Here is a 26,557-nt window from a genome sequence, read left to right on the forward strand (position 1 = left end):
GGTCCATGTCATCCGTCAAAAGCTCGTCCGGGGTCGAGGCCGGACTGACGGCTCTCGCCGTCAGCCTGCGCGGCGTGACGAAGGCGTATGACAATGGCGTCATGGCGCTCGGTCCGCTCGACCTTGCCGTTCGCAAGGGCGAGTTCATCTCGCTGCTGGGCCCGTCCGGTTGCGGCAAGTCCACTGCGCTGCGCCTGATCGCAGAGCTCAGCGCGCCATCGTCCGGCATCGTGCGGGTGGCGCGCCACGAGGGCGATGTGCTGCCGGGTCATGGCATCGGCTTCGTGTTCCAGGAGCCGACGCTGATGCCCTGGACCAGCGTGCGCGAGAATGTGCGGCTGCCCTTGAGGCTCGCAGGCGTTCCGAAGGCGGAGGCGCGCGCGCGGGCCGATGAGGCATTGGCCAGCGTGGGTCTTGCCGATTTCGCCGATGCTTTCCCACGCGAGCTCTCCGGCGGCATGAAGATGCGGGTGTCGCTGGCGCGTGCGCTCGTCACCGACCCTGATATCCTCCTGATGGATGAGCCGTTCGCCGCGCTCGACGAGATCACGCGCTTTCGCCTCAACAACGACCTGCTCGCGCTGTGGCGAGCCCTGGGCAAGACCGTCATCTTCGTCACCCATTCGGTGTTCGAATCCGTCTACCTGTCGCAGCGGGTCGTGGTCATGACCGCGCGGCCCGGCCGCATCCAGGCCGATATCCGCATCGAGACGGTCGAGCCGCGCGGTGAGGAGTTTCGGACCTCGGCCGCCTATTCCAATTATTGCCGGAAAGTGTCGGCCGCGCTGGCGCCGTCCTATTCGGGGCAATCGATGCTATGAACGCGCAAGCTACCGTCACCGCAAAGCCATCCGGCGCGCAACGCGCGATGCGCTTGGTGCTTCCCGTCATCGTGTTCGCAGCCGGACTCGCGGCCTGGGAACTGGTCGTCCGCATCAAGGACATCCCGCCTTACGTTCTGCCAGCGCCCTCCGTCATCTTCCTGACGCTGATCAAGGACTGGGCGGTGCTGTCACAATCGCTCGCGACCACGCTGCTGACCACGCTCGAAGGTTTTGTCGCCGCCAGCATCGGCGGCATCGCGCTGGCACTGCTGTTCAACCAGTCGAAATGGGTGGAATATTCGCTATTCCCCTATGCAATCGTGCTCCAGGTGACTCCTGTCATCGCGATTGCACCGCTGCTTCTGATCTATCTGGAGCAGCAAACCGCGGTCGTGGTCTGCGCCTTCATCGTTGCCTTTTTCCCGGTGCTGTCCAACACCACGCTCGGGCTGAATTCGGTCGATCGCAACCTTGCCGGCCTGTTCCAGCTCTATGGCGCCTCGCCGCCGCAAACCCTGCGCTTCCTGAAGCTGCCGGCGGCGCTGCCCTATATCCTCGGCGGCCTGCGCATTGCCGGCGGCCTGTCGCTGATCGGCGCGGTTGTGGCCGAAATCGCGGCCGGCACCGCCGGCGCGGGCTCCGGGCTCGCCTACAGGATCGCCGAATCCGGCTATCGATTGAACATACCCCGCATGTTCGCAGCGCTGCTGCTGTTGTCGCTGGCCGGGATTGTCATCTATGGGGTGCTGGCGCTAGTTTCCCACCTCGTTTTACGGCGCTGGCACGAGAGCGCGCTTGGAAAGGAAAACTGATGACTACCGGTTCGATTTCGTCCGAAAAGATCGACCTTCTGATCTATGGGCCGGTGCGGCCAATTCTCGACAACGGTTTTTCCGATCATTTCGTCGTGCACAAGGCGGAGACCCGGGGCGATCTCGAGCGGCTGACACCGGCGATCCGCGAAAAGATCCGCGGCGTGGCGGTGACCTATCACACGGTGCGTGCCGACAGGGACTCGCTGTCGCAATTGCCCAAGATCGAGATGGTGGCGAGCTTCGGCGTCGGCTACGACCATATCGACGCCAAATACGCGGCCGAGCACAACATCATCGTCACCAACACGCCCGACGTGCTGACCGAGGAGGTCGCCGACGTCGCGATGGGCCTTCTGATCTCCACCGTGCGTGAGTTCATCAAGGCCGACCGCTACGTCCGCTCCGGCCTCTGGCAGACGCAGAACTATCCGCTCAGCGTCGGCTCGCTGCGCGACCGCAAGGTCGGCATCGTCGGCATGGGCCGGATCGGCCAGGCCATCGCGCGCCGGCTCGATGCCTCGCTGGTGCCGGTGGTCTACCACTCCCGCAATCCGTCGAAGGACGTCTCCTACAAGCACTATCCCGATCTGATCGAGATGGCGAAGGCGGTGGACACGCTGATGGTGATCGTGCCCGGCGGCGCCTCGACCAACAAGATGATCAATGCCGAGGTGCTGAAGGCGCTCGGTCCGCGCGGCGTGCTGGTCAACGTGGCCCGCGGCTCGGTGGTCGACGAGGCGGCGCTGGTCCAGGCGCTGAAATCAGGCACCATCCTCGCCGCCGGTCTCGACGTGTTCGCGGCCGAGCCGAGCGTGCCGGACGAGCTCAAGACCATGCAGAACGTCGTGCTGCTGCCGCATATCGGCTCGGCGTCGGTGGTGACGCGCAACGCGATGGATCAGCTCGTGGTCGACAACCTCAAGTCCTGGTTCGCCGGCAAGGCGCCGTTGACGCCGGTTGCGGAAACGCCGTTCAAGGGGCGCTGATGAGAGGTCTTCGGTTCGTTGCATTCGCCGTCGCGGCCTTTGTGGCCGCGATCGGCATCGCGCATGCGCAGGATGCGACGACCCTGAAGAAGACGATGCCCGGGCAGTGGGAGCTCTCGACCACCGAGCGCAGCAAGACCTGCGTCGTCACGATGAAGGGCGATGCCGCGGCGCAGGGGTTCAAGCTGGAGCTGGAGCCGGCCTGCAAGACCACGCTGCCCTTTACGAAGGACATCGTCGCCTGGAGCGTCAGGGGCCTCGACATCGTTCGTTTGCAGGACGCGACCGGTGAAGCCGTGATCGACTTCACCGAGGTCGAGGCCGGCATCTTCGAAGGCCTGCGGCAGGGCGAGGGCGTCTACATCCTCCAGGACCTCGCCGCAGCCCGCTCGATGGCCAAGTCGATGGACCAGATGATCGGCGATTGGTCGATGGTGCGCGGCAACGGCCAGCCGGTGTGCGGGCTGACGCTGACCAACACGGAAGCCGGCCCGGACAATTTCCAGGTCTTCGTCAAGCCGAAATGCGATCCGGCGATTGCTCAGTTCAATCTGGCGCAATGGCGGCTCGAGCGCGGCCAGATCGTCCTGATGTCGAAATCAGGCGAGGCCTGGCAGTTCGAGGCCGATGACAACGCGCAATGGCGGCGCGTCCCCGATACCGCCGATCCCCTGATCATGCTGCGGCAATAAATCTTCCGGTCGATGTCGATTTAGCCAAGGCTCAATCGTCACATCCATAGCGAGCCGGTTTGCAGCCGGAGCGGTTGCTGCTCGCCAAGGGAGTTTTTCATGCGTTTCATGTACATCGTCACCTCCAGCCAGCCGATGGCTGCCCCGAGCCCGGCGCTGATGGAGGCCATGCAGAACATATCCGAGCGGGAGATCAAGGCCGGTCGAATGATCGACAATGGCGGCCTGATGCCGCTTGCGACCGGCGCACGGGTGCGAATCGTGGACGGCGAGCTCAGCGTCATCGACGGCCCCTTCGTCGAGGCCAAGGAAGTGATCGGCGGCTATGCCATTTTCGAGCTGCGCGACAAGGCGGAAGCCGTGGCCATGGCGAAGGAATTCATGCAGCTGCACCTCGATCACATGCCGGGCTGGGAGGGTACCTGCGAATTACGGGCATTCGCCACGCCGGGCGTGGAGATCGCCTGCCAGGTCGACGCGCAGTCCAGGGTGGCTGCCCACGCCTGATGGACACCACCGCTCGTCCTGGAGCGTTTTCGAGCGAAGTGGATACCGGTTCGCGCAAAGAAAACGCGTCAAAACAAGAATCTAGAGCCCCGTTCCGATTCCATCGGAACGGAAAGGGCTCTGGTCGGCGGCGATGACGACCGCCGACATCGATCGCGAGATCCGCGCCGCGATTCACGCAACCTGGCGCGTCGCGCAGCCACGGCTGATCGCCACGCTGTCGCGTATGCTGCGGGACGTGCCGCTGGCGGAGGAATTGACCCAGGACGCACTGGTCGCAGCGCTGGAAGCCTGGCCGCACAGCGGGGTGCCGGACAATCCCGGCGCCTGGCTGGTTGCGACGGCCAAGCGCCGTGGGCTCGATCATCTGCGCCGGGCAAAGATGCTCACCCGCAAGCAGGACCTGCTGACGTACGAGCTGATGCAGGAGCAGGACGCGATGCCGGATTTCGACGCCGCCCTCGACGACGATATCGGTGACGAATGGTTGCGGCTGATCTTTACGGCCTGTCACCCGCTGCTGCCGCGGCAGGCCCGCGCGGCGCTGGCCTTGCGTATGATCTGCGGCCTGACCACCGACGAGATCGCGCGCGCCTTCCTGGTCACGGAGGCAACCATCGCCCAGCGCATCGTCCGCGCCAAGCGCACGCTGTCGCGGTCGGGCCTGAGCTACGAGATCCCGAGCGGCGAGGCGCTTTCGGAGCGTCTCGCCTCGGTGCTCGAGGTCGTTTATCTCATCTTTAACGAGGGCTATTCGGCCTCAGGCGGCGAGGAGTGGCTGCGGCCGCAGCTCTGCGACGAGGCCCTGCGCATGGGGCGGGTGCTGGTCGGGCTCGCGCCTCTCGAGCCCGAGGTCCACGGTCTCATGGCACTGATGGAGCTGAATGCTGCGCGGAAGCAGGCGCGCACGGGCATCGATGGCGAGCCCATCCTGCTCATGGACCAGGACCGCAGGCTCTGGGACCGGCGCCAGATTGGCAGCGGCCTTCGCGCGCTCGATCGCGCGCGCGAGCTCGGCGGTGCCGGACGGTTCTACACGCTGCAGGCCGCGATCGTCGCGTGCCACGCGACGGCGGAGACGGCCGTTGCCACCGACTGGCGCCGCATCGCGGAGCTCTATGGCCAGCTCGCGGCGCTGGTGCGCTCGCCGGTGATCGAGCTCAACCGGGCGGTCGCGCTTGGCATGGCCGAAGGGCCGCAGGCCGGTCTCGATCTCGTGGACATGATCGCGGACGAACCGGCGCTCGGGACTTACCACCATCTCCATTCTGTCCGCGGCGACCTCCTGGAGAAGCTCGGTCGCTTCGCCGAGGCGCGACGATCGTTCGAGACCGCAGCGCGTCTCACGAACAATGCGCGCGAGCGCGTGTTGATGGAGCGGCGAGCGGCAGCCATTGCCGATGCCGACGGCTGAAGACGCAAACGGCTTTACGTCGTCGGCTTCGGCGGCGGCGCGGTGCCTTGCGCCCACTTCTCGAACTTGCCGAGCACGCCCCAGGCCGTGAGCGCCAGCGAGATCGGCATCGCGAACTGGCCGAGGCCCGGCACCGCCGATACGATCGTTCCGAGCAGTCCGGCAATACCGCCTGCATTCGGGCTCGCGGTCACCGAAGAGAGCAGCGCAGTGAGCACCGAGCCGCCGATGCCGAGTGCCGTCTTCTTGCCGTCGAGCAGCTTGCCGATGGTCTCGCCGAGCGCGCCGTTGACCTGGCCGAGCACCGGCTTGCCGTCCTTGTTGAGCAGCGTGCTGAGCAGGTCGACGACCTGCTTCAACTGATCGACGGGGGCTGGATTGGTCGGGCTGACCGGTCCTGGCACGGGCGCCGTCTTGTTGATGAGGGAGAAGAGCCGTTCGAACAGGTTGATCGGATCGTTGGTGGCGGGCAGCGTGTTGCCCGGTGTCGTCGTTCCCGGTGTTACGCCGCCGGCTGACGGTCGCAGCAAGTGTGCGAGGTCCTCCAGCCGCTTCAGGATCTTGGACAGATCGCCGCTCTGCACGGAACCTCCCGCCTGCGTTGCACGCGTGAGCGCCGCGACCGTGGCCCCGTCGAGAAGCCCGGTATCCCTCAGGCCGTTCTGCTGCTGAAACTGCGAGACCGCGGCCCCGGTCTTCGGTCCGCTGATGCCGTCCTCGGCGAGCGGCGGATTGGCGCCGAGCTTGTTGAGCGCCTGCTGCATAAGAACAATCGTCGACGCCGCATCGTCCTCGGGCTCGGTGCGGCCGGCGAATTGCGGGCTGCCGTCGAGGGTGATCGAGGAATCGAGCGACATCATCGCATGCAGGATCACCGCCGTGCCGAGCTGGGAATCGACGTGGTTCGAGTCGAACACGTGGTCGCGGACGAATTTGCCGGCCCTCGCCTCGGGCGGGCCGTACAGTGTCGAACCGCCATAGAGGTAGGGCGAATTGCAGCCCTTCGAGTGATAGCCGAAGCCGTTGAACGCCTCGAGCCGGAACAGCATCCGCGCGATGCCCCAGTCGTGGGCGCCGATGAAATTCTCGATTCTGAACGCGTCCACGGCGCCGTCCACGAACGTGGTAAAGGGGCCGCGCCCCTTCGGAACGATGGTCGTCACGCGATGAAGCGTTTCGCCGTTGCCGAGATAGGTGTCGAAATCGAAGTTGGATTCGCGGTAGTGGCAGAGCGCGGCAAAATACCAGGGGACTCCGGTCAACCGCTCGATCTGCTGATAGGTCGCCTTGCCGTTGATCGCCTTGCGCGCGACGCCATTCGCGTCGCCGAGGCGGGAAGGCCGGATCTCGAGATCGGCCCAATTCCGCTCGTACTCGCTTTTCAGACTCTCGAATGAGACCATCTTCCGCTCCCGAAAATTGATGAATTATCGAAATTTCGTGCAAGTCAGATATGGACCAGGTGCCGTGATCGGGTGTGACTCCAACGTGATCTCCGGCAAATGTGGCAGGTTGCCGGCCCGGCGCATGTGAAATGGCTTACAGCCTGGGCGCGAAAATGCGCCGCAGGGCCGGACCCGCGCCTTCGCCGGCAGCGCGACCCGCCAGTGGGGGAACCGGCATGGTCGTTCGTCCGTTAGCATTTTAGACGATGCGGTAGGGAGCCCTGCATGGCCAAGCGCGTCCTCGCGATCGGCATCGAACCCGGCAATGCGGATTACAGCGCATTTCCGCAGCTCACGCCGGAGCTCATGCGCCATTATATCGAAGCGCAATTGCTGCGCCTGCGTGATCTCGGCTACGAGGTCACGAGCTGCCTGATCGATCTCGACGCGACCGCCGAAGCCGGCGTCACGGCCGCACTGCGCGACGAGCGCTTCGACTGCATCGTGATCGGCGCGGGGCTGCGCGAGCCGAAAGAGCGCCCGCTGCTGTTCGAGAAGGTGCTCAACCTCGTCCATCAACTGGCGCCTGACGCCGCGATCTGCTTCAACTCCACGCCGGCCGACACCGCCGAGGCCGTGCAGCGCTGGATCTATCCCTGACGTCCGATTGGCCGGCCTGTGCGTCGCTCGCGGCATGGTTTGAGCCGTCTTCGCGCTGCGCCTCCGGCGCCATCGCGTAGGCGTCGCGAGCCGCGCTGCCGGCTATTTGTCTGGTCCGAATCCGCTTCCGGCGCTATGACTGGCTCATCACAGGGAGGGCGAGCATGCTTCGAGGTCTTCGCATTGGAAGTTTTGGAATCGCGGCATGTCTGACGGTCGCGATGGCGATGCCGGCGCATGAGGCTGCAGCCCAGGATGCCATCGGCGGTGCGATCATCGGCGGTGTCGGCGGGGCGATCCTCGGTGGTGCGCTCGGCGGAGGCCGCGGCGCCGCAATCGGCGCCGTCGTCGGTGCCGGCACGGGCGCTGCGATCGCTTCCGAGGGCGAGCGCCGCCGCTCCGGTTACTACGCCTATCAGCGCGGCTGTTATGTGCAGCGTCCCGACGGCTATTACGTCCGGGTCAGCCAACGCTATTGCTATTGATCGATCAACCGCCGGCGCCCACAGGATTGACGGCGCCCGGCAGTAGATTGGACGCGGAGGGGTGAGTATCGGCCGGCGAGCCGCTCTCCCGAGCTGGTGGTTCGCATGAGCATCCGATCTCGCATATGCCGGTGGCTGATCGCCGCGATCGTGGCCGGCGATCTCGTCGGAGCCGGGGCTGCCCGGGCGCAACAGATTCCAACCGACGAACCCGCGTTTACGGCTTTCGTGGCCGAGCGCATCCGCGCCGAGATTCGTGACACCCCGGTCGTGATCAAGGGACCGCTGACGCTGTCGGTCGGCCCTCTGCAAACCAACCTCGACCGCATCTACGCCTTCTGCAAGGCCAACACCGGCGGCTGCGCCAGGGAGATCGGCGCCTATGTCAGCGGCGTCAAGGCAACGGCGAGCAGCCGGAATGATCCGCCGACCCGAGCAGCCCTTCGCGTGGTCGTGCGCTCGGCTGACTACATGCGGCAGGCGCTTCGGGAGGTCGACGCGCGCGGCCCGGCGCTGACGCGGCCGCTGGCGGAGGGGCTGGTGATCGTCCCGGTGCTGGATTCGCCGCGGGCGGTCAGGGTGTTCAACGACAAGGATCGTGCCGCGCTCGGCTTGACGCAGGACCAGGTCTTCGACATCGCCATCGCCAATCTGCGCAGCAGCGTGAAGCCGTTCACGACCGTCGCAAAAGCGGTCCCATCAGGACAGTTCGGCACGTTGACGGGAGACTATTATCAGACCAGCCGGCTCGCGCTGATCGACAGCTGGGCGCCGCTCGCGCAGGCCCAGGGCGGTGTCCTGATCGTCGCGGCGCCGTCGGCCGATCTCGTGCTCTATGCAAGCGAAGACAGCAGTGCCGCGATCGACGCGCTGCGGACGCTGGCCAGGAACATGATGGCGCGCGCGCCGAAGCCGCTGTCCGGCACGCTGCTGCGCTGGACGCCGAAGGGGTGGCAGCTCGTCCGGTGAGATGCTCTCACGCGGGGCGGCCGCTCTGCTCAACTCTTGCCGGGGTCTGCCGGCATGATCTGGAGCAGCGGCTCCGGTTGGATCGAGATCTGGCCGGCGAACGGCCGGTCATGCGCGGCGATGAGCAGGACGGAGGTGGCGACGCCGGTGGCGAACAGGCCCATCGCGATCGCCGATCCCAGCCGGTTGTCGCAATGAACGAGGCCGATCACCAGCAGCGCGCAGGCCGCCTGGAGATACAGGCACCACCATTTGACCGGGTTCACCGCGGCGAGGCTGACGATGATCCGCTGCCGCCGCGCGTCCAGCGCCTGCTCCAGCGCGGCGATGAGCTCGCGCTGCACATTCGCCTGCCCCGGGCCTTGCGGCGTCATCGCGACGACGAACTGCAGGGCTTCGGCGAGGGCCGGCGGCGTGACCTTCAGCGACACTTCCTGATGCGCCATCATCGGCCATTCCACCGCGACGGCCTGGCCGACATAGTCGCGCACCAGGCCGCGGAGCTTCGTCTCCTGCTCCGCCGGCAGGCCGGCGGCCAGCAGCACGGCGCTGCGTAGCGCACTGGCCTCGCGGCTCACCGCGGCGCTGGCGCGGTCGCTGTCGCCCCAGACCTGCGCGGCGATGAAGGCGACGAACAGGCCGAAGATGATTCCGAGCACCGGCAGCATGCCCGGCGAGATCGCCTTCAGCGACTTCGCGCGCTCCTCCGTCGCGGCCCTCGCGATGCCTGCGAAGATGGCCGCGGCGAGCAGGTACGTGAATCCAAAGATCACCAGCGCCATTGCAGGCACCGGCAGATTGTGCAGCCAGTCGCTCATCGTGTCCTTGTCATCTGATTTGAGGCTCTAGATCAACCGCATCCCGCGCAGCCTGGCATGCCTGCTCTTGCCGACGATGATGTGGTCGTGCACGGCGATGCCGAGCGGCTTTGCGATGTCGATGATGGCTTTCGTCATCTGGATGTCCGCCTGCGAGGGCGAGGGATCGCCCGAGGGGTGGTTGTGGATGAATCTATCGCTTCACGTAATGCGTTGAACACACAATAGATTTTTTAGGTGGGGTAGTAGCAGGGGACGTAGACAGGGGACTGTAAGCAGTGATCGTTCGTGATGATCACGTTAACACGTGGAAGCGCCTTTATAAGCCATTTCACTCACCAGGGACCATCAGCGGACTTCAGCTCTGACCTCAGTGGCGGACATTCTGCTTCGGCGTCGTGAGGTCCGAGACGGGCCAGAAGCGGAAGTCGCCGTAAACAGATCAGCGCAAGTGATGCTTCAGTCCGACGCGCACGATGCAGCCCGGAATGGTCGTCATTTGAGCTGCGCGCAACAATTAGCACGGCGCGGCTGCGGCTTTATCCGGTGGCAATATAGCCGCGCGCCTCGTCGAGATGCAGAAACAGCTATTCTGATCCAGACGAACAGCGCTGAAATCCCGGAAGCGGATAGCAACGTCAGCAGTTCTGACGGAGCTAGTGATCGGGTTAGTGCTTAGGCGACTGGCAGCACGAAGACCGCCGCCCGAGGCCAAGCTGAACGGTCTCGGAGAGCCGCTCCAAAGAGAGCCCCGACCGTACCAGCCGGGGCTCCAGGCGAGATCCGCGCGGCCGGGAGAGCAAGCCGCGCAATTTCGGAGTATGCCTGAGTCCATGCTGCCTCCTGTGATGGAAGTGCGGCGGTCCACAGGAAAGGCTGCTCAAAGCAATCCGCTCGCCACGAACCTGCAACGAGTGCCGCCACCGCGTAACAAGTGAGGTGAACTCCAGAACGCCACTGCCGCGCCACCAAATCGCCTAACGACTCAACGACGCATGTTGCATCGGGCCGGGGCGATGCGCATGGGTGGTGTAGTGATGCGCAATTGGTCCAATGTTTATGTGACTGCGTCCGTGAGCGGGCTGATGGTCACGATGCTTTTGCTTGGCGCGATCCTCGCTCGAAATGTCGGACTGGCGGAGAAGAAAGGCGACCGGGTCATCGCTGTGTCAGCGCACAGCGAGGCCCGCACCCAGACGACTTCTGAGAACGGTGGCGGGGCCACGGTAGATTTTGGTGTCGCGGACCTTAGAGGGTCGCTGCCGTAAGGAAGTGATCATCGGCCCGCCCTGCCGAGCTCGCCGAGAGACCTTTCGGCTGGCCAGTCATCTTGCCTAAAGCGCGATGAGATTGGGATGAATCGTCATCGCGCTTTAGGTTGTTGTTTGAGCATGATCTCCGCTCAAACGCGCTCCGCGTTTGTCGCGAGGGAAAACCGCTGCGCACTTTTCCGGATCATGCTTTAGCCGAGGCGATCGGCGCGTTGTAGGCTGCCAATCCGGGTCATTCGTGACCAAGCGAAGACGGCCGCATGGAAGCGGCCTGCCTTGTGCGCTGGCCACTTCCGGTCTTCCTCGGTTCGCGGACATTCTCAAGGTCGGTCGGCATGTCTCAAACAGGGCCGCATCCGGACATGCACATAGTGTATACGGCAGGCCGCGGAATGCGGGCCTCGCTGCGCGTAGAGATCGCAAGCAGCTTGATGGAACCCTATTCACCAGCTGTAGCGTATGCCCGCGGTGCCTTTGGCGCCTTGCGGGCCCGCGTTGACCGTGCTGCCGACGTCGAATTGATAACCGAATTGAGCATAGACGCTATAGCTCTTGTCGAGCTTGCCGGTGAAGCCGACGAAGGTTTCGACCGTCTGCATCTTCTGCAGCAGCAGCACTTGATCGATGCCAAAAGTGGTGTCCGCTCCCGCGCCCCAGCTGCGCCAGTAATTGACGCCTGCATAAGGCTGCCAGAGCATCCCGTTGCTGCTCGTGGTATTCCACTGCCCGCGCAGGCCGAGCCGTCCGATCGGACCCGACGTCGTGCCCAGCCCGACCGGGCCCAGACCGTCATTGGCTTCGTCGAACGAGACCCGTTGCCAGATGATCTGGGCCTGCGGCTCGAGCACGAAGCCTGGGCCAAGCGGCAGCGGGATTGGATAGCCCGTCTCCAGCGAGGCAACGAAGCCGGCGCCCGTGAGCGGCAATTGCGTGAATTGCGTCGTCGCGTTGCCGCGATAGAGCGTCCCCTGCAGGATCGCGTCGAGGTACCAGCCGGTCGGACCGTAGTGCGTCCAGTAGCCGCCGGCCGAGTAAGCCTGGATGTCGTTGGTCCCGGTGTGGGTGAGCATGTAGCCAGTGGCGGCCGGGTTTGTGACCAGCCCGGTCACGTCGGCCCGCGCCTGGGTATAGGCGAAGTAAAGTCCAGCAGAGTCGCGGTGACCGGGGATGGTGCTGCCGCGCCAGAGATCGATTCCGCCTTGGAAGCCCGCCAGCCAGCCATCGGTGCGCGGGTCGGCGAAGGCCTGGTAGTGGCCGTTGATCTGCTGACCGAAAACGCGCGCCCAGTCCGACCGGCCCCAGCCATCAGGGTCGGTACCCGCATTCAACAATGTCATCGTGTCGCCGACTCGCTGGTTGAGCGTACCAAGCGTGGCGAGGCCGATTTGCCGGGCCATAGGTTGAACGGACCCGTAGGTTGCAAGTCCAGGCCCGATGATTGGGTAGGAGCCGGGCGGCAGCCCGTCCGGAGGCGGATCGGGCGGCAGGATCGGCGGCGGGATAATCGGCGGGTCCGGGGGTGTCGGCCCCGAATCGAAAGTCGAGCGCAGGAACCAATCCTGGGGCGCATTGCCGTTAATGCCGCCGCGAAACAGGAAGTAATCATAGGCGCCGCCGCGCACCTCGCCGGCGAGCGAGAAAGCGCCGGGCGCCGTGGTGGCGTTGTTGACGGTCTGCACCAAAAGGATGCCGTTCGCAACGGTCTGATCGCCGGGACCGGTCGTGTTCAATACTCTTAGCGTTGTCGAGCCCGTCGCTGCGCCGCCGTTAATGACCAGCCTGTCGGATGGCGAAGTGTCGTTGCCGAGAAAAGTATTGAGCGTGATCAAGCCGCCTGCGCCCCCATAGTTATTCGCAATCAGCGTCTTGTAGCTCGACAGTTGTGTGGGGTCCGCGGTCGGCGGGGTGAAGATGATCTCACTGCCGTTGTTGGTCAGGTTGGTTGCGTTCGAATTGCCCGTCATCGTCCAGACGGTATTCTGCGCAAGGGTGACTGTGCTGATGCCGCCGGCCGCCGTCGTGATCACCCCTCGCAAGGTCGATGCCTGTGCGTTGAACGTCGTGCTGGCTCCAGACACCGTTTCGAGCAGGGTGTTGTTATTTGTTACTGCGACGGCATTACTAAGACTGATGTTGGCCGCGGCGCCCTGCACCGAGAAGGAGGCGGCGCTGGCCACGATGGTGGCGTTGCTGTACTGCAACGTGTTTCCGCTACCGTTGAACAGAAAGCCGAAGCCGCCATTTCCTGACGCGGTCGCGTCGGTTCCGGTCATGGTTGCGTTGCCGCCGTTCTGCAGCAGCCCGCCCGCGCCGTTGACGACGGACACCGAGCCACCACTCGTCGTAACGGTGCCGCCAGTCGTCGCATTCACTCCAGCGTTTCCACCGCCTCCCGTCACGCTGACGACCACATCGTTTGCGGTAACCAGGCTGTTCGCCCCCGTCGCCCGAAGTCCTATCTCCCCGCCGCCAATGCCCGGAACGGTAACGGAGCCGCGCGTCAACGTCACCTGGCCCCCGGACGCGGCGTTCACACCGACATCACCACCGCCATTACCTACCGACAAGCTCAGATCGGTCGCCGTGATCGAACTGTTGGTCCCTGTTGCCGATAAGCCGGTATTCCCGCCGCCTCCGGCGAACGTGATGCTGCTGCCGCTCGCAAGCTGGATACTCCCCCCGTTCTGCGCCGTAGCCGCGGTCATGCCGCCCGAAGCACCCATGTTCACGGAAAGACCATTGGCGATGATTTGGCTTGTCGCACCGTCGGCGGTCATCAACTTGCCGAAGCCACCGCTGAGATTGATCGACGAGCCAGGTGTGAATTGAATCAGACCTCCCGCCGTGGCCTGCACTACCCCGCCCACCCCGACCGCGGCGCCGCCGTTCCAATTCACGGTCGTGCTATTCGCGATGATCGTGCCGGTGGTGGCGATCATGGCCGCGCCGCCGCCGCCAGAATTCGCCAGGGTGATCGCATTAATGATGATCGTGCCGCCGGTGTTCGCAATCAGGCCAGTGCTGGCGGCGGTTACATTTGCGTTTGCGGTGACCGTGGCGTTGGTGGTGGCCTGGATTCCTGTTCCACCACCATTGGCCGTCACCGTGCCATTGGTCGTCACGTTTGCGCCGTTCAACGCGCTGACCGCGATGTTGAAACCGGTGCTCACCGGATTATTGGCTACGCAGGTTCCGCCGTTCTGAAGGATGCCGCCGTTGACAGGATCAGTTGTACATTGAGCGCGGGCCGCTTGCGGTGCGGCGATGATAATCACGCAAGGCAGAACAACGGAAAGCACCCGTGCTCGCAGAGGGTGCCGACGCGGCGCCTGACCGGCACGTAATCGCAAAGGCTTGCGCAGTTCCATTTTGTTGCGCCCGATCACACGCGATCGCGAAAGGCAACGAGCACCAGAATTGTTGTGCGAAGACGCCGCATCTGTGGCGATCGCGGCAGCAATCCATTATCCCGACCACTGTCGCTTACGAGTCACGCATGGGACAACAATGCTGATCCAACGGATCCACGCCGTGCTCTCTGGACAACCTCGAGTTGCCAGCGGGACTGATGACTGCTCTGGGGCAATCGCGTCGTTTTGCGAGGTTCGCGGTAAGGTCCGCTTTAGCCCCCAAGAGGCGACGTCGTTTAGATCAGCTTCAGTCCCTTCAGACTGGCGTGACCTCGTTTGCCGACGATGATGTGGTCGTGCACGGCGATACCGAGCGGTTTTGCGATGTCGATGATGGCCTTGGTCATCTGGATGTCGGCCTGTGACGGCGAGGGATCGCCTGAGGGGTGGTTGTGCACCAGGATCAGCGCGGTCGCCGACAGCTCCAGCGCGCGCTTGATCACCTCGCGTGGATAGACCGGGGTGTGGTCGACGGTGCCGGTCTGCTGCACCTCGTCGGCGATCAGCTGGTTCCGCTTGTCGAGGAAGAGCAGGCGGAATTGCTCCTTGTCTGAAAACGCCATGCTGGAGCGGCAATAGTCGATCACTTCGTTCCAGGACGACAGCGCGTTGCGGCTGTTGACCTCGCCCTTGGCGACGCGATGCGTTGCCGCGGCGATCAGCTTGAGCTGGTGGATCGCGGCTTCGCCGATGCCGCCGACCTCGCGCAGACGCGCCACCGGGGCATGGACGACCTCGGCGAACGAGCCAAAGGTCTTGATCAGCGTCTTTGCCAGCGGTTTGGTGTCGCGCCGCGGCAGCGCCGGAAACAGCGCCATCTCCAGCAGCTCGTAATCGCTGAGCGCATCTGCGCCCGCGCTGTAGAAGCGCTCGCGCAGCCGTTCGCGATGGCCGTGATAGTGCGGCGCGTCCTCGGGCTTGGCCTTGTCGTGGTCGGTCTTGGCGGGCATCAGGCCTAACCATGCCGTACGGCGCGCGTTTTGCAACCGGGAAGTGTCCGGCCCCGGCGGCTCGCTCATTGGCGCGGCCGCCGGGGCCTCGTCGTCTACCTACGACGAAAGCCCTCCCGGCGGGGTGCAGACCTCGACCAGGACATTGCCCGGCGCGGTGACATAGAAGTGCGGGACGCGGACGCCGCCGCCACGATCCATGGAGGCGATCCTGCTCGGGTCGAGGCCCGCGGCCTTTAGCTCGGCGTGCTTGGCTTCCACGTCGGCTGCCTCGTCGTAGTAGAAGCCGATATGGAAATTGGCGGGATAGTCGGCCGGCTCGCCCGTCCTGCCGCGCATCACGGTCAGGATGAAATCCTCCTTGTTGCGCAGGACGACGAGGGCTTCGCCACGCGAGGCATAGGGTGCAAAGCCGAAGAAGCGCTCGAAGAAGGCGGCAAGCGCGGTGACGTCCGAGGTCGCGAGGTTGAGATGTTGCAGTCGCATAGGTGCTCTCCGTTCAGGTGAAGGAACGGACGGAACGAGCTTCCACACTGAGCGGCGGCCGAGTTGACACGATGACATGACCCGCCGATCATCGTGACGATCGCGTCACTCTGTCCGGCCGTGGGTCCTACGGTGGAGACGGTGGCAGAATTCCTGGCAAGTCAGGAACAGGCCGGGCTTACCAATCCGGCCATGCCTTTTTCGGCGCGCTCCGGGTAGCAGAGTTCGCGCGCATCGGCAACGCCGGGAGCCGGTCAGGATGTTGCCGGCCCGGATTCCCGGCGCCGCCTACGCTCGGGGCGATTGAGCCGTCGAGAAAAAATTTCACACCAGCTGTCTTCGTTCTCCTGCCTCGTTCGTCTCAGCGCTGTTGGCCGGTCGAGTGGCCAGCCGATCTTCCGCAACAGGAGAATATCAATGTCCCGGACCAGACCTGAGCCGTCGCGTCGTGCCTTCGTTGCCACCGGCCTCGGAGCGGGCGTCTTGCTCGTCGCGCAAGCGGCGCCGTCCCACAGCCAGAACAGGAGTTCGAAAATGGAAGCGACCATTCGCACCGGTAGCGACGTCACGACCCTCGTCAACGTCTTCACGGTCGAGCCGGACAACCAGCAAAAGCTGGTTCAGTTGCTGAAGGGGGGCACCGAGACCTTCTTCAGCAAGCAGCCCGGGTTCATCTCGTCCAGCGTCCACGCCAGCAAGGAGGGCCGGCGCGCGATCAACTACTCGCAATGGGCAAGCGCGGGGGACATCGAGAATTTTCGCAAGGATCCGCGATTTGCGCCGTACATCCAGAGCCTTGCGGCGCTGTCGAAGGCCGAGACGATCCTGTGCGAGGTCGTCGAGGTCAATCATGCCTGATCTGTAACGGCGGCTCGGGGGCGGTCCAAAAGATCGCCCCGCGGACGCTCTTACGGTTCGAGACCACGGTGCCGCGCCGGCAGGGGCATCGTGATGGCGATGACCCCGGCGAGAATGAGCGTCATGCCTGCAAGGGCCGACCAGGTGAAGCGTTCGCCGAGCCATGCCGTGCCGAGCGCCACCGCGAAGCCGGCGCGCAGATAGCTGCCGCTGGTCGTGCCGAGTGGGCCGAGCGTGCGGATCAGGCGGAAATAGATCACCATCGCGAGCGCCGTGCAGATCACCGCGAGGCTGACGACGGCCGCGACCGCGTGCGAAGTCGGTGCCAGCGTCCAGGGTCGCTCGAGGACGAGTGCGGCAGGGACCATGAGGATCGCGGCACAGCTCATGGCGCTGGCCGCCGTGACGGTGGCGGGAAAGCCGGAGAACCGCTGCCCCCATATCGGTGCGAGCGCGTAGCAGAGGCTTGCGCCGAGCACGGCGGCCTGCGCCAGCGGGGCCGTCGTGCCCAAGGCGGACAGCGCATCGATGCCGATCGTCACCGCGACGCCCGCAAGACCGAGCGCGACGCCGATGATCTTCCAGCTGCTGATCGCCCGCCGCCCTCGTCCGGTCATCATCGCGATCGCGAGCACGAACATCGGCGGGGTCGCATTGAGCACGCCGGCGAGACCGCTTGCGATATGCAGCTCGCCCCAGCTGATCAGGGTAAACGGCAGCGCGCTCTGTAGCAGTCCCTGCACGAAGAAAGCCGCCCACACCGGTCCCCGGGCGGGAAGAGCGTGCCCCTGAGCGCGAGCGATCGCGATCAGGAGAATGGCCGCGATCGTCACGCGCGCGGCGACCATCGTGAACGGCGGGATCGTCGGGATTGCGACCTTGATCAGCGTGAACGAGCTGCCCCAGATTAGTGAGAGGAGGAGCAGGAGCCCGATCTCGAACGTGAGCGTGGTTTGTCCTGACGTCGTTTGTTGCGCCTGCGTGTGCATTGCGAATCTGCTCCGGGATGGACCGGGACCATGATCCGGCGTGGTGGCGCAGGCTGGCTGGATTCGGACCTCATCGCCCGATCGAGTCCGATTCCAGCTACTCGGCGGGCTGCGATGAAACTATTCTTCCGCCATGGCAACAGGCTCGGCACATCGGCAAACGCTGCCGCCGCATCTCGACTGGGACACCTGCGATCGGGCGCGGCTGGCGCGGGCACGCGCGTTCGACGGGCTGTTCTTCTCCGGCGTTCGCTCGACGAGGATCTACTGCCGGCCGGTCTGCCCGGTTCGCCCCGCTCGCTCCGAGAACGTCACCTTTTATGCGACCGCCGCTGCCGCCGAGCGCGCCGGCTTTCGCCCGTGCCTGCGCTGCCGGCCGGAAACCGCGCCCGGATCGCCGGCCTGGATGGGAACGGCCACCACCGTCGCGTGCGGGATGCGCCTGATCAATGACGGATTCCTGGATCGCGCGTCGATGATGGACCTTGCGGAAGTCCTGGGAGTCGGGCCGCGCCATCTGCTCCGCCTGTTCATGCGCCACGCCGGTGCGAGCCCGAGCGAGATCGCCACGACCCGCCGTGTGCAGGAAGCCAAGCGTCTGATCGACCAGACCAGCATGACATTGGCGGAGATCGCCTTCGCCGCCGGTTTCGGCAGCGTTCGCAGATTCAACGATGCATTTGTCGCGACCTACAAGCGGCCGCCGTCGTCATTCCGGCGCCGCCACTAGGCCGCCGAGCCAGGCATCACCCGATCTGCTTCCCGCCATGTCGCGGGCAATGCCGCCGCATTTGATAATTGACTATTCGTTCCAGAATAACTATTGTCGTGTCATGGCAAGGACCAAGGAATTCGATCAGGACGAGGCGCTCGATGCCGCGATCGGTGCGTTTCGCGAGCACGGTTTCGAGGGAACCTCGACGCCGATGCTTGTTGACGCCATGGGGATCGGCCGCCAGAGCATCTACGATACGTTTGGCGACAAATGGCAACTCTATTGCGCCGCGGTGCGCCGCTACGCGGCCAGCGAGGTCGAAGCCCATCTTGCCGCGCTGCGGGCGCCGCCGCGCGCGATTGACGGCCTCAGGGCGATGATCGACCGCGTCGTTCGCGACGCGAACGAGGCTTGCCTGGGCATCGGCTCGATCAGCGAGTTCGGCCGCTCGCGGGATGACCTCACCAGCATCCATGCGGCGTCAGGCCGCGCGCTCCAGGGCGCCGTTTCGAAACGCTTGCGCGAAGCGCAGGCCGACGGCGACGTGACGCGGGATCTCGACGCCGACGACGCAGCCGAGTTTCTGCTGGCGAATGTTGCCGGTATTCGAATCGCCGCGCGCGGTGGCGCCAGGCCGCGCCAATTACGGGCGCTCGGCGCCATCGCATTGCGCGCCCTCGGGTAATTTTTTTTGGTCAAATTTGGAACGATCGTTCAAAATAAGGAGAGAGAAAATGAGCAGCAAAGTCGCGTTGGTGTTTGGTGGAGCGCGCGGCATTGGCGCCGCGATCGCGGTCCGTCTCGCACGGGACGGGTTCGATATCGCGCTAACCTACGTGTCGCGACCGGACAGTGCCGCCGAAATCGTGTCCGCGATCGAGAACGCTGGCCGCAAGGCCGTCGCGATCAAGGCCGATAGCGCCGATCCCGCCGCGATCCGCGCGGCCGTCGCCGAGACCGTGAGCCGGCTTGGGGTGCTTGATGCGGTCGTCGTCAACGCGGGCATTCTCCGCCTCGGTCCCGTCGAGCAGTTCAGCCTGGAAGACCTCGACCTCATTCTCGATGTGAATATCCGCGGCGTCTTTCTGGCCATCCAGGCGGCAGCCGGGCAGATGCGTGACGGCGGCCGCATCATCACGATCGGGAGCAACACGGCGATCCGGACAGGGACGCCGGGAGGCAGCGTCTATGCCATGACCAAGGCCGCCGTTGCCTCCTTGGTCCGCGGCGTTGCGCTCGACCTGGCGCCTCGCCGGATCACGGTCAACAACGTCCAGCCGGGCCCGACCGAGACCGACATGACGGCCACGATGGTGTCGCGGCTGAAAGAGATCGTTCCGTTGAAGCGCGTCGGTGAGCCCGGCGAGATCGCCGCGCTGGTGTCATATGTGGCGGGCCCGGAATCCGGCTATATGACCGGCGCCAGCCTCACCATCGATGGTGGCTACGTGCTGTAAGAGGTCCGCCTCTGACGACAGATCGTCGCCGGCGAACAGGATGGCAGGATCGCATCGCGGTCCTGCCGGGCCATCACCCGATCTGCGTCTCGCCGTGCCGCTTCGACAGCGTGAAGATCTCGACGCCCGTCGCGGTCACCCCGACTGAGTGCTCGAACTGCGCCGACAGCGAGCGGTCGCGGGTCACCGCGGTCCAGCCGTCGGAGAGGATCTTCACATGCGGCTTGCCGAGATTGATCATCGGCTCGATGGTGAAGAACATGCCGGGCTTGAGCTGAACGCCTTCGCCGGGCCGGCCGATATGGATGATGTTCGGCTCGTCGTGGAACATGCGCCCCAGGCCATGGCCGCAGAAATCGCGCACCACGCTCATGCCCTGCGGCTCGACGAAGCTCTGGATGGCGTGGCCGATGTCGCCGGTGGTAGCGCCCGGCTTGACCGCTGCGATGCCGCGCATCATCGCCTCATACGTCACCTCGATCAGCCGCTCGGCCTTGCGGGCGATCGGGCCGACCGCATACATCCGGCTGGAATCGCCGTACCAGCCGTCGACGATGAAGGTGACGTCGATGTTGACGATGTCGCCTTCCTTCAACGGACGGTCACCAGGCATGCCGTGGCAGACCACGTGGTTGAGCGAGGTGCAGGTCGAGTAGCGGTAGCCGCGATACATCAGCGTCGCCGGATAGGCGCCGTGGCTGAAAGCGAAGTCGCGGACGAACTGGTCGATGCGCTCGGTCGGCACGCCGGGCCCGACGATATCGGTGAGCTCGTCGAGGCACTTCGCCACCAGCGCGCCCGCCTTGTGCATGCCGGCAAAGGCGCTCGGCCCGTGCAGCTTGATCTGTCCGGTCTTGCGCAGGGAGGTATCGGAGGCTTCGACGTAGCTCATGCGGGGCTGGTCTCGATGTCGGCGGAAGGGCTTGATTTCAAGGCCATAATCTAATGATCAGGGGCCTTCATGCAAGTCAGGCGTGGCTCTTGCGCCCGAAACAGGGCCTAATTCGGGACTTCTACGGTGGTTTCCACCGGCAGGGCGCCGCCCCGGACGCGAATCTCGCGGACGGGATAGGGAACCCGGATGCCCTCGCGCTTGAAGGCCTCCCATAGCGCCAGCATCACGTCACTCTTGACGCCATCCATGCCGTCGGGGTCCGCGATCCAGAAGGTCAGCGAGAACTTCATCCCGGCTTCTGCGAACTCGGTCAGGATGCTGTTCGGCGGCTTGCCCTTCTGCGCGCGGGGATGGGCGGCCGCGGTCTCCGCGGCGAGCTTGCAAACCAGCCGCGGGTCGGCGTCGTAATTGGTGCCGAAGGCGATCTTCACCAGCGTGTTCTTGTCGGTGTAGGTCCAGTTGACGACCTTCTGCGTCACCAGGTCCTCGTTCGGCACCAGGAATTCGCGGCCATCGCCGGCGGCGACGGAAATATAGCGCGTCTTCATCGCGCTGATGCGCCCGGTATTGTCGCCGATGGTGACGAGGTCGCCCGGCTTCACCGACTTGTCCGCAAGCAGGATGATGCCCGAGATGAAGTTGGCGACGATCTTCTGTAGGCCGATACCGATGCCGACGCCGACCGCGCCGGAGAACACCGCAAGCGCCGAGAGATCGATACCGACCGCGCCGAGCGCGATGACGATTGCGATGGCCAGCAGCCCGATCCGGATGATCTTGACCAGCAGCACCTGCACCGACGGGGTCAGATCGGTGGTCGAGTTGATCCGGCTCTCGGCGAAATTGCTGGCGATGTTGGTGGCCCAGAGCGCGATGAGCAGGAGCGCGCCGGCCTTGATCACCAGCAGCGGCGTCAGCCGCAGGCCGCCGAGCACGATCGCAAAGGAATCGAGCAGGTCGACCGTCGTGTCGAGCTGTCCGATGATGGACAGCGCCGCGACGAACCACGCCGAGATCGATACCAGCTTGACGATGAAGGCGTTGCGCAGCACCGAGGTCACGAGCCGGATCGCAAGCCAGGCCAGTCCCAGCTTGGCGGCGACCATCAGGAGATAGCTGCGGCTCGGCCAGGTCGCGTGATACATCACCACGCGGGAGAGGATCACCATCAGGGTGAACACCGCCGTCGAGGCGCTCGAGACCATCACCCGGGCGAAGTGCCGGAGCGGCAGCGGCCAGTGTATCGCCAGCGATGTCAAGTCGATGCGGTTGCGAACCCCGGCTTCCGCGGCATAGGCGATGCCGGCCGCGGCCAGGATCAGGCCGAATTGCAGGTAGAACCAGGGCGAGGAGATTTCCGCCCCGACGCTGCGCGCGGTGGTCTGCACGAACTCCATGAAGTCTTTGAGGTCCATGTCCATCAGTCTCGTCGGGAAGCGGGCGGCAGGGATTGATTCGAGGGCGCCGCAGATTCCCACAAAGGGAGCGGCCCGGCCATCGATACACCGCTAAGTGAGGTGCGTTAAGGCCGCAAAATACGGGCAGATTGCCGCGAGTGGGAGAAAATGGGTTGGCGTGGGAGTCTGCCGACGATAAGGATGCAATTCCAGCGATTTGTACCCGGAAGGTGGATGGCTTCCCTCGACTCTGTCAGCCTCGCCATATTGCTCGGCGCCGTCCTCGTCATGGCCGGTATCCTGTCGAGCCTGCTTGCTCTGCGCTTCGGCGCGCCCCTGCTGCTCGTCTTCCTTGCCATCGGCATGCTCGCGGGCGATTCTGGCCCCGGGCAGCTTCAGTTCGACGACGTCCGCACCACCTATCTGGTCGGCTCGGTGGCGCTGGCCCTGATCCTGTTCGACGGCGGCCTGAAGACGCGCTTTGCCAGCATCCGCACCGTGCTCGCGCCGTCCGTTGTGCTCGCGACCGTCGGGGTGCTTCTGACCGCGCTGATCACGGCGCCGTTCGCCAAATACGCGCTCGACCTCAACTGGACGGAATCGCTGCTGGTCGGTGCCGTCGTGGCCTCGACCGACGCGGCTGCGGTGTTCCTGCTGGTGCACACCCAGGGCCTGCGCCTGCGTCCGCGCGTCGGCGCGACGCTGGAGGCCGAATCCGGCACCAACGATCCCTTCGCGATCTTCCTCACCCTGATGCTGGTCGAATACATCTCGCTGGGATCGAGCTCGGCGGGCCATGTGGCGATGGAGTTCATCCAGGAGGCGGTGCTGGGCGCCGTCGTCGGCTTCCTCGGGGGACGTCTCGTCGTCGTTGCGCTCAACCGGGTTGCGCTGCCGCAGGGCCTGCATGCGCCGTTTGTCACGACCGCGGCGCTCGTGATCTTCGGCGGCTCGCAGATCATGCACGCCTCCGGATTCCTCGCGGTCTATCTCGCCGGCATCATCATCGGCAACCGCCCGACCCGCGCGCATAATTCCGTGGTGGCATTCCTGGATGCCGCGACGTGGCTGGCGCAGATCGTGATGTTCGTGCTGCTGGGCCTGCTGGTTTCGCCGAGCCGGCTCGGCACGAGCGTGCTGCCGGCGGTCGGGGTTGCGTTCGTCCTGATGCTGGTCGCGCGGCCGATCGCGGTGTTCGTGTGCCTGGCGCCGTTCCGCTTCAACTGGCGCGAAAAGATCTTCATCGCCTGGACCGGCCTGCGCGGTGCGGTCGCGATCTTCCTGGCGTCGATCCCGATGCTGGTCGGCCTGTCGAAGGCCTATCTCTATTTCGACGTCGCCTTCGTCGTCGTCATCATCTCGCTCCTGCTGCAGGGCTGGACGCTGGCGCCGGCAGCGCGCAAGCTGCACGTGGCGCTGCCGCGCGCCGAGCGTGGTCCACGCCGCGTCGAGCTGGATCTGCCCGGCCAGCTCGAGCAGCAACTCGTCGGCTATCCGGTGCGGCCCAAGAGCCTGTATTTCCGCCGCGGTCTGATCCCGTCCTGGTCCAAGCCGACGCTGGTCATCCGCAACGAGAACATTTTGACCCCGACAGAAGCCGATCCGATCGCGCCCGGCGACTACATCTATCTGCTGGCCCCGCCGGAAAAGGCCGAGTCGCTCGACCGCTTCTTCGTCGACATGCAGCCGAGCTCGGCGCCGGATCCGCATCTGCTCGGCGACTTCATGGTCTCCGGCGAGCACACGCTGGCCGAGCTTGCCGAGATCTACGGCGTCAAGGTCGGCGAGGATGACGGCAAGCTGACCCTCGCCGACTATTTCGACGTCCATCTCGATCGCGCGCCGAAGGAAGGCGCCGAGCTGCCGCTGGACGAGATCGTGCTGGTTGCGCGCAGCATCTCCGGCGGCCGCGTCAACGTCGTCGGCCTGCGTCTGCCGGAGGACGAGGAGACGCCCGCGCCGCTGACGCGCCGGCAAGCGCTGCGGCGCAAGCTCGCGGATTTGTGGACGTCGGTGGCGGGGGTTTAGCGCTCACCATTGCTTGCGCGCCGCCGCCACAACCTCGCTGTCATCGCCCGGCTTGACCGGGCGATCCAGTAATCCGAGACGATTGTGATTGAACCGAGAAGCCGCGGCGTACTGGATGCCCCGCCCCCGTGCGCAATTGCGCACTAGGCGGGGCATGACAGCGATGGTGGGGCGAGGTGTCTCGGCAAGTCGTCAGCGCCCCTCACGTCAGCACCTTCACCCCGCCGAACGATGTCACCCGCCCCTGCTTCAGCATCACGATCTGCGTCGCGAGCTGGCGCAATTCTGCGACGTCGTGGCTGACATAGACCATGGGAACATTGGCTTCATCGCGCAGCCGCACCAGATACGGCAGGATCTCCAGCTTGCGGCCCTCGTCGAGCGCGCCGAGCGGTTCGTCGAGCAGCAGCAGGCGCGGCCTCGACAGCAGCGCGCGCCCGAGCGCGACGCGCTGGCGTTCGCCGCCGGAGAGCTTTCCTGGACGGCGATCAAGGAGCGCGCCGATGTCGAGCAGCTCGATGATGCGCCTGTGCTGGGCAGGATCGGGCGCGAGGCTGTTCATCCGCCGGCCGTAGTCGAGATTTTGCGCGACGTTGAGATGCGGAAACAGCCGCGCGTCCTGGAATACGTAGCCGATGCGGCGGCGCCAGGTCGGGACATGGATGCCGGCGGCAGTGTCGTCGACGGTCTCGCCGTCGATCACGATGGTGCCGCGGTCGGGCCGCAGCAGGCCCGCGATCATGTTGACCAGCGAGCTCTTGCCGGCACCGGACGCGCCGAACAGGCCGATGACGCGGCCTTCGCTGGTGAAGGTTGCGGAGAGCGAGAATTCGCCGAGCTGTTTTTCGATGTCGACGCGCAGCATGGTCAGTTCCCGTGCAGGCGTTGCGTGGCGCGGCGGGCGAACCATTCGGCGGCGATCAGCGCGCCGAGCGCGAGCACGATCGAGATGATCACGAGTCGTCCCGCGGCCGCGTCGCCATCGGGCGTCTGGATCAGCGAGTAGATCGCCGACGAAATCGTCTGGGTTTCGCCGGGAATGTTGGAGACGAAGGTGATGGTCGCGCCGAACTCGCCGATCGCCTTGGCAAAGCCCAGCACCATGCCGGCGAGCACGCCGGGCAGCGCCAGGGGTAGCGTCACCGTGAAGAACACTTTCCAGGGCGCCGCTCCCAGCGTCTCGGCCGCCTGCTCGAGCCGGCGATCGATCGCCTCGATCGACAGCCGCATCGGGCGCACCAGCAGCGGAAACGACATCAGGCCGCAGGCGAGCGCCGCCCCGGTCCAGCGAAACGCGAAGACGATACCGAGATAGTCGGCCAGAAATCCGCCGACGAGTCCCTTGCGACCAAAGGTGAGGAGCAGGAGATAGCCCGTAACGACAGGCGGCAGCACCAGCGGCAGATGCACGAGCGCATCGAGCACCGATTTGCCCCAGAAATCATGGCGGGCAAGCAGCCATGCCAGCGCAATGCCGAACGGCGTTGCGACCAGCGTGGCGATGACGGCGACCCTGAGCGAGAGCAGGATCGCCGTCCATTCGGCGGGAGAGATCTCGAGCATCAAGTCGTAGATATCAAGTCGTCGGGCTGATCAGGAACTTGAAGCCGTATTTTTCCAGAATGGTCTTGGCAGCGGTCGAGCGCAGAAAGGCGAGATAGTCGTTGGTCTCGGGCTTCGCGGTGGTGGTCGCGGCAACCGGATAGATGATCGCGGGATGCGAATCCGCCGGGAAGGTGCCGACGACCTTCACGCCGGGCTCGACCTTGGCGTCGGTCGAATAGACGATGCCGAGATTGGCCTCACCACGCGCCACCAGCGTCAGCGCGGCGCGCACGCTCTCGGCCATGGCGAATTTCGGCTCCGCAGCCTGCCATGCGCCCAGCTTCTCCAGCGCCGCCTTGGCGTATTTGCCGACCGGCACGGACTTGACGTCGCCGGTCGCGATCTTGCCGTCGCCCGCGAGCTTTGCGAGGTCGAAACCCTGCGCGATCGTGACGTTGTCGATCTTGGAGTCCTTCGGCGCGATCAGGACGATGCTGTTGCCGAGCAAATTGACGCGGGTCGGCTCGTTGATGGTCTTCTTGGAGATCGCGTAGTCCATCCAGTCGGTGTCGGCGGAAACGAACACGTCGGCCGGCGCGCCCTGCTCGATCTGCTTGGCGAGAACCGAGCTTGCGGCATAGCTGACGCTGAACTTGACGCCGGTCTTGGCGGTGTAGGCGGCGTCGATCTCGTCGAGCGCGTTCTTCATCGAGGCGGCGGCGAACACGGTGATGGTCTTGTCCTCAGCGGCGGCAGGCGAAAGGCTCGCGCTCGCGAGGAGGACGAAAGCGGTGAAAAGTCCGGCAATACGAATCATGGAATGCGCTCCGTGCGAGTTCGCGCGCGCGAACGTACGCGCAAATCTGGCGTTGGGTGGGTTGGCGTGCGACGGGCGGAAGCGCTGTTCCACGTGTCCCCGCAACGACTTACGGCCGGCGGGGATATCGCAGCTGCGAAGATAGCAGGCTAAGCCTTCAGGTCAAAGGCGGCCGTTTGTCCAA

At 65.0% G+C, this 26,557-nt stretch carries 26 protein-coding genes and 1 pseudogene; 15 read left to right on the forward strand and 12 right to left on the reverse strand.

Going from position 1 to position 26,557, the window contains the following annotated elements:
* The first annotated feature begins 5 nt into the window (after positions 1-5).
* The 6 genes from AB7G19_RS04125 to AB7G19_RS04150 all read left to right on the forward strand — a co-directional run bounded on the left by AB7G19_RS04125 (position 6) and on the right by AB7G19_RS04150 (position 5,238).
* Entirely contained in the window at positions 6-821 is an 816-nt protein-coding gene (locus tag AB7G19_RS04125; protein WP_063980698.1) for an ABC transporter ATP-binding protein, read from the forward strand.
* Positions 818-1,636: an ABC transporter permease gene (locus tag AB7G19_RS04130; RefSeq protein ID WP_063980699.1), complete on the forward strand. Its 819-nt coding sequence runs from the start codon at positions 818-820 to the stop codon at positions 1,634-1,636. Before AB7G19_RS04125 ends, AB7G19_RS04130 begins: the two co-directional genes overlap by 4 nt.
* The gene (locus tag AB7G19_RS04135; protein WP_063980700.1) at positions 1,636-2,625 is read left to right on the forward strand and encodes a 2-hydroxyacid dehydrogenase; all 990 of its coding nucleotides are present in this window, start codon (positions 1,636-1,638) and stop codon (positions 2,623-2,625) included. The genes AB7G19_RS04130 and AB7G19_RS04135 overlap by 1 nt, the downstream gene beginning before the upstream one ends.
* A complete protein-coding gene (locus AB7G19_RS04140) occupies positions 2,625-3,317 on the forward strand; it encodes an AprI/Inh family metalloprotease inhibitor (protein ID WP_063980701.1) in 693 nt (230 codons plus the stop codon). The genes AB7G19_RS04135 and AB7G19_RS04140 overlap by 1 nt, the downstream gene beginning before the upstream one ends.
* A 99-nt stretch (positions 3,318-3,416) precedes the next feature.
* Positions 3,417-3,824 carry a YciI family protein gene (locus tag AB7G19_RS04145; RefSeq protein WP_063980702.1) on the forward strand — a complete coding sequence of 136 codons (408 nt, stop codon included), beginning with the start codon at positions 3,417-3,419 and terminating at the stop codon, positions 3,822-3,824.
* Between the two features lie 133 nt (positions 3,825-3,957).
* Complete coding sequence (locus AB7G19_RS04150) at positions 3,958-5,238, forward strand: RNA polymerase sigma factor (protein ID WP_063980703.1); 1,281 nt, start codon at positions 3,958-3,960, stop codon at positions 5,236-5,238.
* Between the two features lie 14 nt (positions 5,239-5,252).
* Here the strand turns inward: AB7G19_RS04150 and AB7G19_RS04155 are convergent, their stop codons facing one another.
* Positions 5,253-6,641: a peptidoglycan-binding protein gene (locus tag AB7G19_RS04155; protein WP_063980704.1), complete on the reverse strand. Its 1,389-nt coding sequence runs from the start codon at positions 6,639-6,641 to the stop codon at positions 5,253-5,255.
* Between the two features lie 267 nt (positions 6,642-6,908).
* Between AB7G19_RS04155 and AB7G19_RS04160 the strand changes: the two genes are divergently transcribed.
* From AB7G19_RS04160 to AB7G19_RS04170, 3 genes are all read left to right on the forward strand, one after another.
* Entirely contained in the window at positions 6,909-7,283 is a 375-nt protein-coding gene (locus tag AB7G19_RS04160; protein WP_063980705.1) for a hypothetical protein, read from the forward strand.
* 164 nt (positions 7,284-7,447) lie between these two features.
* Complete coding sequence (locus tag AB7G19_RS04165) at positions 7,448-7,768, forward strand: hypothetical protein (protein WP_063980706.1); 321 nt, start codon at positions 7,448-7,450, stop codon at positions 7,766-7,768.
* A 105-nt stretch (positions 7,769-7,873) separates the two neighbouring features.
* Positions 7,874-8,737 carry a hypothetical protein gene (locus AB7G19_RS04170; protein ID WP_231143808.1) on the forward strand — a complete coding sequence of 288 codons (864 nt, stop codon included), beginning with the start codon at positions 7,874-7,876 and terminating at the stop codon, positions 8,735-8,737.
* Positions 8,738-8,766: 29 nt separating this feature from the next.
* On the opposite strand, the gene AB7G19_RS04175 is transcribed toward AB7G19_RS04170, so the two are convergent.
* The gene (locus AB7G19_RS04175; RefSeq protein WP_063980707.1) at positions 8,767-9,555 is read right to left on the reverse strand and encodes a bestrophin-like domain; all 789 of its coding nucleotides are present in this window, start codon (positions 9,553-9,555) and stop codon (positions 8,767-8,769) included.
* A gap of 27 nt (positions 9,556-9,582) precedes the next feature.
* Positions 9,583-9,744 (reverse strand): annotated as a pseudogene (locus AB7G19_RS04180) (JAB domain-containing protein); the annotation flags it as partial.
* 833 nt (positions 9,745-10,577) lie between these two features.
* Between AB7G19_RS04180 and AB7G19_RS04185 the strand changes: the two are divergent.
* Complete coding sequence (locus AB7G19_RS04185; protein ID WP_135215889.1) at positions 10,578-10,823, forward strand: hypothetical protein; 246 nt, start codon at positions 10,578-10,580, stop codon at positions 10,821-10,823.
* 446 nt (positions 10,824-11,269) lie between these two features.
* Here the strand turns inward: AB7G19_RS04185 and AB7G19_RS04190 are convergent, their stop codons facing one another.
* The 3 genes from AB7G19_RS04190 to AB7G19_RS04200 all read right to left on the reverse strand — a co-directional run bounded on the left by AB7G19_RS04190 (position 11,270) and on the right by AB7G19_RS04200 (position 15,672).
* Entirely contained in the window at positions 11,270-14,194 is a 2,925-nt protein-coding gene (locus AB7G19_RS04190) for an autotransporter family protein (RefSeq protein WP_245328525.1), read from the reverse strand.
* Between the two features lie 278 nt (positions 14,195-14,472).
* Positions 14,473-15,186 carry a RadC family protein gene (radC, locus tag AB7G19_RS04195; protein ID WP_063980710.1) on the reverse strand — a complete coding sequence of 238 codons (714 nt, stop codon included), beginning with the start codon at positions 15,184-15,186 and terminating at the stop codon, positions 14,473-14,475.
* A 99-nt stretch (positions 15,187-15,285) separates the two neighbouring features.
* Positions 15,286-15,672, reverse strand: coding sequence for a VOC family protein (locus tag AB7G19_RS04200; protein WP_231143810.1), 387 nt, complete (start codon positions 15,670-15,672; stop codon positions 15,286-15,288).
* Positions 15,673-16,089: 417 nt separating this feature from the next.
* Between AB7G19_RS04200 and AB7G19_RS04205 the strand changes: the two genes are divergently transcribed.
* Complete coding sequence (locus AB7G19_RS04205) at positions 16,090-16,530, forward strand: antibiotic biosynthesis monooxygenase family protein (protein ID WP_084794946.1); 441 nt, start codon at positions 16,090-16,092, stop codon at positions 16,528-16,530.
* A gap of 50 nt (positions 16,531-16,580) precedes the next feature.
* Here the strand turns inward: AB7G19_RS04205 and AB7G19_RS04210 are convergent, their stop codons facing one another.
* Positions 16,581-17,519 (reverse strand): DMT family transporter, encoded by a 939-nt coding sequence (locus AB7G19_RS04210; protein WP_063980713.1) that lies wholly within the window; start codon positions 17,517-17,519, stop codon positions 16,581-16,583.
* A gap of 133 nt (positions 17,520-17,652) precedes the next feature.
* Between AB7G19_RS04210 and AB7G19_RS04215 the strand changes: the two genes are divergently transcribed.
* From AB7G19_RS04215 to AB7G19_RS04225, 3 genes are all read left to right on the forward strand, one after another.
* On the forward strand, positions 17,653-18,249 hold the full coding sequence (locus AB7G19_RS04215; protein ID WP_063980714.1) for a bifunctional transcriptional activator/DNA repair enzyme AdaA: 597 nt from the start codon (positions 17,653-17,655) through the stop codon (positions 18,247-18,249).
* A 103-nt stretch (positions 18,250-18,352) separates the two neighbouring features.
* Entirely contained in the window at positions 18,353-18,919 is a 567-nt protein-coding gene (locus tag AB7G19_RS04220) for a TetR/AcrR family transcriptional regulator (RefSeq protein WP_063980715.1), read from the forward strand.
* A gap of 49 nt (positions 18,920-18,968) precedes the next feature.
* The gene (locus AB7G19_RS04225) at positions 18,969-19,691 is read left to right on the forward strand and encodes a 3-oxoacyl-ACP reductase family protein (protein WP_187387908.1); all 723 of its coding nucleotides are present in this window, start codon (positions 18,969-18,971) and stop codon (positions 19,689-19,691) included.
* Positions 19,692-19,764: 73 nt separating this feature from the next.
* Here the strand turns inward: AB7G19_RS04225 and map are convergent, their stop codons facing one another.
* Both map and AB7G19_RS04235 read right to left on the reverse strand, forming a co-directional pair.
* On the reverse strand, positions 19,765-20,583 hold the full coding sequence (gene map, locus AB7G19_RS04230) for a type I methionyl aminopeptidase (protein WP_063980716.1): 819 nt from the start codon (positions 20,581-20,583) through the stop codon (positions 19,765-19,767).
* A gap of 107 nt (positions 20,584-20,690) precedes the next feature.
* Positions 20,691-22,007 carry a mechanosensitive ion channel family protein gene (locus AB7G19_RS04235; protein WP_063980717.1) on the reverse strand — a complete coding sequence of 439 codons (1,317 nt, stop codon included), beginning with the start codon at positions 22,005-22,007 and terminating at the stop codon, positions 20,691-20,693.
* A 210-nt stretch (positions 22,008-22,217) separates the two neighbouring features.
* Between AB7G19_RS04235 and AB7G19_RS04240 the strand changes: the two genes are divergently transcribed.
* Complete coding sequence (locus AB7G19_RS04240; RefSeq protein ID WP_063980718.1) at positions 22,218-24,011, forward strand: potassium/proton antiporter; 1,794 nt, start codon at positions 22,218-22,220, stop codon at positions 24,009-24,011.
* A 202-nt stretch (positions 24,012-24,213) separates the two neighbouring features.
* Here AB7G19_RS04240 and modC read toward each other — a convergent pair whose 3' ends face one another.
* The 3 genes from modC to modA are packed head-to-tail and all read right to left on the reverse strand — an operon-like array spanning position 24,214 to position 26,373.
* Complete coding sequence (gene modC / locus AB7G19_RS04245) at positions 24,214-24,876, reverse strand: molybdenum ABC transporter ATP-binding protein (protein ID WP_063986040.1); 663 nt, start codon at positions 24,874-24,876, stop codon at positions 24,214-24,216.
* A 2-nt stretch (positions 24,877-24,878) separates the two neighbouring features.
* On the reverse strand, positions 24,879-25,574 hold the full coding sequence (gene modB, locus AB7G19_RS04250) for a molybdate ABC transporter permease subunit (protein WP_028148288.1): 696 nt from the start codon (positions 25,572-25,574) through the stop codon (positions 24,879-24,881).
* 13 nt (positions 25,575-25,587) lie between these two features.
* A complete protein-coding gene (gene modA, locus AB7G19_RS04255; RefSeq protein WP_063980719.1) occupies positions 25,588-26,373 on the reverse strand; it encodes a molybdate ABC transporter substrate-binding protein in 786 nt (261 codons plus the stop codon).
* Between the last annotated feature and the right edge of the window lie 184 nt (positions 26,374-26,557).

This window comes from Bradyrhizobium sp. 215_C5_N1_1 (genome assembly GCF_052075935.1).
Lineage (GTDB): Bacteria > Pseudomonadota > Alphaproteobacteria > Rhizobiales > Xanthobacteraceae > Bradyrhizobium > Bradyrhizobium barranii.